The organism is Flavobacteriales bacterium (assembly GCA_013214975.1).
GTDB lineage: Bacteria > Bacteroidota > Bacteroidia > DT-38 > DT-38 > DT-38.
This window is the reverse complement of sequence record JABSPR010000344.1, coordinates 1-5,040: the sequence shown is the minus strand read 5'-3', so window position 1 is coordinate 5,040 and position 5,040 is coordinate 1. Positions and strand designations below refer to the sequence as shown.

Here is a 5,040-nt window from a genome sequence, read left to right as displayed (position 1 = left end):
TAATTAACGCTGCTGGTCAAGTTGTACAAACTGAATCAATAAACGGTGTAACTACAAGGTTCTCTGTTAATGGTTCTGAAGGTTTATATATTATTAAAGTGGATGTTGAAGGACGTACAAAAACTCAAAAAGTTTTTATCCAATAGAGATATACTTTAAACTAAGAATTAAATCCCTTGCTAACGCAAGGGATTTTTTTTTGCTTTTTATTTCAGCGTTTATTTCTAGGGTGATAGCACGGATGCGGGGTATTAGACTAAAACCATTAACCCTCCTCTATGAATAACAGCAACGATCTACTTAAAAAAATCTCCTCCTACTCTACTGTTGCAACCGTTGCTGTTCTGGCTCTTCCAAGTTCAATTAACGCAGAACTAATTACTCACCAACTAGATCCTGATTCGACCTTATTTAATCCACAAGATACATCCATAATTTTTGCGATAAATATTAACAGCACTGGTGCCAATGCCGACGATGTTATAGACTTTGTATTTACTATGAGTAAAGTAGATAGTGCGGCTTACGGAACTGAAATAGGACAAAATATTGGGATCTATGCATATACATCTAACAAAATACTAGGCAATACAAGCACATTTCAAAGTGTTAACGATATTGATGGTACAACCTATACAGGTACCTATAATTTACCAATTGTAAAAAGTACGGGGTCTTATATTGGATCTACAGCTACTTCTGTAGGAACCGGAGAAACACCTTTATTCTGGAACAGCTATACTAACATTCTCGTGTGGGGCTACACATCCAAGCCAAGTAATTCATGGGGTAACTGGGGAGGCACTATAGCTCAATATTTAGGATTAAAATTCGTGACATGGGGAGATTCAACCCTTACACCAATATCAAATGCAGCCGGTAATGGCGATTCACTAGACAATAACGGAATGGTAGTAAACGACACAACCTGGGAAACAACCGAATTCTATGGATGGATATTAATGGATGTGGCAGTTGATGGATGGGATTTTACTGTTAGAGCTTGGGCCTATAACGATACGCCTGGTGAATCTGCTGAATGCAAAATTGTTTCGATAAACGAAATAGATATAAATAAGAATGTATCTATTTATAGCCATGGCAGAACAATAAATGTGAGTACAGAAGGCTTACCAAACCCCGATGGAAAAATTTCAATATTCGATATCACTGGAAAATTAATTCAACAGCAACCTTTAGATAACGATGTATATAGTTTATCTCTTTTGGATGAGCAAGCTGGTGTTTACTTCGTAAAAGTCGAAGCAAATGGAGGCTCTACTTCTAAGAAGATCTTTATCGAATAAATCCAGAAAAAACAACCAGTTAATAGTGAATCAAAAAGGAGATTTGCCTTTTACAAATTGGCCATAAACCCTTATTGAATTATTTTTTTAATTTTAAAGCTCATACAAACAACAAATCCACATGAAAACGAACAAAGAAATTCTTAAAAAACTGGCTAGCTACTCCACAGTTGCAGGTGCAGTTATTGGAGTAAACACTAACGTAGATGCCGCATTAGTAGTTTATAATTTAGATCCCGATTCTTCTCTTTTCAACCCCCAGGATACGGCTATATTTTTTGAAATAAACCTAAATAACACAGGAGCCGATAGTGATGACGTTACGGATTTCGCGATTATCATGAACAAATTCGACACAGCCTCTTACGCTTCTGGCGTTGGTCAAGGTATTGCAATATATGCGTACACTTCCAACAGAGTGGCAGGAACATTTTCTACTTATGTGTTTGGTGCTTCTTCAGGATATACCAATACTAACTTTTACTTAAAGGCTATTCCATTAAGCAGTGGTTCATCCGTTAACTCTACCTTAGCATTATCTGATAACGCTCCTCAAGTTTCTGGTGGAATATTCTGGAATTCCTATACAAATACCTTAGTATGGGGCTATGATTCAAAGCCAGGTAGTTCCTGGGCAAATTTCGGTGGTGCAGTAGATAAATATATCGGATTACGTTTTGTTACATGGGGAGACTCTACAGTTACTCTTTTACAAAATGGCGCCGGCGATGCCGATTCATTAGATATTGATGGCTTCACAATAAATGACACAACATGGGCGACAACAGAATATTACGGTTGGGTTCTTATGGATGTAGGAACAGATGGATACTTCTACACCGTTAAAGCATGGGCTTACAACGATGTTCCTGGTCAACCAGCACTATGCATAGGTGCAGGATTACAAAACCCTACTGGAACACAAGAGCTTCCTGAACTAGAAGATGTTTCGGTTTATGCATTTAACGGAACGATAAATATTACAGCGAGCACTACATTAAATGATGGTAACGTTCGAATTACCAATTCATCTGGACAATCTGTTCTTACTACCTCTATTTCTGGCACATCCAAATCTATTGATGTAAGCAATTTGAATACGGGAATATAAGTTGTTCAAGTGAGCGCTAACGATAAATCCAGAACACAAAAAGTATTTATAGAATAAATAATATTCTTATAAAAAAACAAGGAGCATCTTTAATTAAAAGGTGCTCCTTTTTTTTGTGCTCTCCATTTGTAAAAACCTTAGTTAATAATTTCTTCTAACTTTAAACCTTATTCAAATTTGATGGCCGACATGATAAGAAGCAAAGAGTTCCTCAAGAAAATAGCAAGTTATTCTACTGTTGCCGGAGCAGTAATTGGTGTGAGTGCCAACGCAAATGCAGAATTGGTAGGATTTAACGTAGATCCAGATTCTACTCTATTTAACCCTCAAGATACTATCATTAATTTTGAGATTAATTTAAATAATACTGGTACCAATTGTGATGACAATATTGATTTCGCAATTACAATGAGTAAAGTTGACACTGCCTCTTATGAATCCGCTGTTGGACAAGGCATAAACATTTTCGCATATGGTTCAAACAAAATTGCTGGTACTTTTTCAACGTATATATCCGGCGCATCATCTGGAGAAACGTATACGAATTTCTATTTAAAACCAATTGTAATAAGTAGCGGGTCTTCCGTAAATTCCACTTTAGCAAATACGGATGATGCTCCACAAAGTCCTGGAAATATATTCTGGAACTCAGGATCCAACTGGCTTGTTTGGGGATATGAATCAAAACCAAGTAGCTCTTTCGGCAATTTTGGAGGAACTAATGAGAAATATATAGGATTAAGATTTACCGTAAAAGGCGATTATACTGTAAGTCCTTTGCAAAATCTTGATGGTGTCGCCGACTCATTAGATATCAATGAATATCAAATCCCTGATACGGTATTCCAAACAAATACATTTTACGGATGGGTTTTAATGGACGTTGGCATTGATGGTTGGGACTATACGGTTAGAGCTTGGGCGTATAACGATACTCCTGAAGAAGGTGCTTTATGCGACGTAACCGCAGTAAATTACACACCTAATGAAGGTTGTTCATTATTACCAGAAGGAATAGAGACTAGCAACACAATGACAAACCCAGCACCTCCAGTTAGCATTGCTAGTCTAATCAATATAGATGATAATGTTTCTATTTACAGTTACGATAAAACAATAAACATTAGCACAACTGGTTTGCAAAACTCAAGAGGCACGGTATCTATTTACAATACAACTGGAGAGCTAGTTCAACAGGAACGTTTAAGTGGCACATCTACAAGTATTGAAGTCAACACGAGCGTATCAAGTATATACCTAGTAAAGGTTGATATGAACGGTGGGTCTAAAACGCAAAAAGTATTTATAGAATAATTGGAATTAACTTTAGGGTAAATTGGAACAGACAGGGTATTCTAAGTAATTATATTTGAAAAATCTATTCGGTATACTCTCTGGTATACATAGCTATTATTCAAATGTTGATTCGTAAACTGTTCCTTTAGAAAATGCCAGTAGCATGTAAAGTGTTACTGGTTTTTTCTTTTAGACCTCCAGTACAAGTCCATCGTAAGCCAAATGAATACCATCTTCTAATTCATTTTCCACATCGGCATGTTTACCCATGTAGTGACTAACATGTGTAAGATATGCATCCTCTGGTTTCATCTCATTTACAAAAGCAATTGCTTGTTCTAAATTAAAATGAGAAATATGTTCTTCCTTTCGTAGGGCATTAACTACAATATACTTAGAACCTCTGATAATTACTTTACTCTCCTCGGGTATTCTATTCGCATCCGTGATGTAAGTGAAGTCACCTATTCTAAAACCAACCACAGGTAATTTGTGGTGATAAACAATAAACGGAATTATTTTAATCCCTTCTATTTCGAATGGCTCTATGTAAAGATCGTGTAATTCTATCTTGGGAATACCTGGGTAATTATTACCGCTAAACACATAGTGAAACTCTCGTTTCAACGCTTCTTGAACACGATCGGTAGCATATACATCCATGTCCTTTTTTAGCTTAAAATTGAACGCACGTACATCATCCAATCCTGCTACATGGTCTTTATGTTCGTGTGTAAATAAAACAGCTGTAAGATCTTTTACTTTATGGCGAAGCATCTGTTGTCTAAAATCAGGACCAGTATCCACAACAATAACCTTGTCGTTTACCTCAATCATAATGGAAGTCCGAAGTCGATTATCTTTTGAATCTGTAGATATACAGACGTCACAATCGCAGGCAATAACGGGAACGCCTTGAGATGTACCTGTACCTAAGAATGTGACCTTCACGCGTTGAATTTATTTATTCAGAAGACCTTTTAAGGTATCGATTACATAATCCACTTCTTCTCTTGTATTGTATCTACTGAATGAGAACCGTACAGCTGGTCGCTCTGGATCAGAACCAATGCCACGTAAAACATGTGATCCTTGATCTGTACCAGAGGTACATGCACTGCCTCCGGAGGAAGCTATTCCGGCAATGTCTAAATTAAACAGCATCATCTCGCTTGTACCAGATGAAGGAAACGAAGTATTCAAAACAGTATAAAGAGATGTCTCTTCGTCGGTGTCTCCATTAAAAGTTACGCCTTCCAATTCCGACAACAACTGTTCTTTCATGTAATTCTTGAGGCCACTAATGTGTTCTCTGTGGGATTCCAT

General features: G+C 36.9%; 6 protein-coding genes. 4 read left to right on the top strand and 2 right to left on the bottom strand.

Annotation, left to right across the window (positions count from 1 at the left end):
* From HRT72_11110 to HRT72_11095, 4 genes are all read left to right on the top strand, one after another.
* On the top strand, positions 1-146 hold a 146-nt coding region (locus tag HRT72_11110; GenBank protein NQY68254.1), incomplete at its 5' end, for a T9SS type A sorting domain-containing protein.
* A 132-nt stretch (positions 147-278) separates the two neighbouring features.
* A complete protein-coding gene (locus HRT72_11105; protein NQY68253.1) occupies positions 279-1,307 on the top strand; it encodes a T9SS type A sorting domain-containing protein in 1,029 nt (342 codons plus the stop codon).
* A 121-nt stretch (positions 1,308-1,428) separates the two neighbouring features.
* Positions 1,429-2,418: a T9SS type A sorting domain-containing protein gene (locus HRT72_11100; protein NQY68252.1), complete on the top strand. Its 990-nt coding sequence runs from the start codon at positions 1,429-1,431 to the stop codon at positions 2,416-2,418.
* A 189-nt stretch (positions 2,419-2,607) separates the two neighbouring features.
* The gene (locus tag HRT72_11095; GenBank protein NQY68251.1) at positions 2,608-3,732 is read left to right on the top strand and encodes a T9SS type A sorting domain-containing protein; all 1,125 of its coding nucleotides are present in this window, start codon (positions 2,608-2,610) and stop codon (positions 3,730-3,732) included.
* Positions 3,733-3,903: 171 nt separating this feature from the next.
* Here the strand turns inward: HRT72_11095 and HRT72_11090 are convergent, their stop codons facing one another.
* Complete coding sequence (locus HRT72_11090; GenBank protein ID NQY68250.1) at positions 3,904-4,665, bottom strand: MBL fold metallo-hydrolase; 762 nt, start codon at positions 4,663-4,665, stop codon at positions 3,904-3,906.
* A 9-nt stretch (positions 4,666-4,674) separates the two neighbouring features.
* A partial coding sequence (locus HRT72_11085) for an aminotransferase class V-fold PLP-dependent enzyme (protein ID NQY68249.1) occupies positions 4,675-5,040 on the bottom strand: 366 nt, incomplete at its 5' end.

What these genes read in the sequence shown, in the direction of transcription:
- HRT72_11105 (NQY68253.1), top strand. Translation starts at nt 279, where the DNA reads ATGAATAACAGCAACGATCTACTTAAAAAAATCTCCTCCTACTCTACT.
- HRT72_11100 (NQY68252.1), top strand. Translation starts at nt 1,429, where the DNA reads ATGAAAACGAACAAAGAAATTCTTAAAAAACTGGCTAGCTACTCCACA.
- HRT72_11095 (NQY68251.1), top strand. Translation starts at nt 2,608, where the DNA reads ATGATAAGAAGCAAAGAGTTCCTCAAGAAAATAGCAAGTTATTCTACT.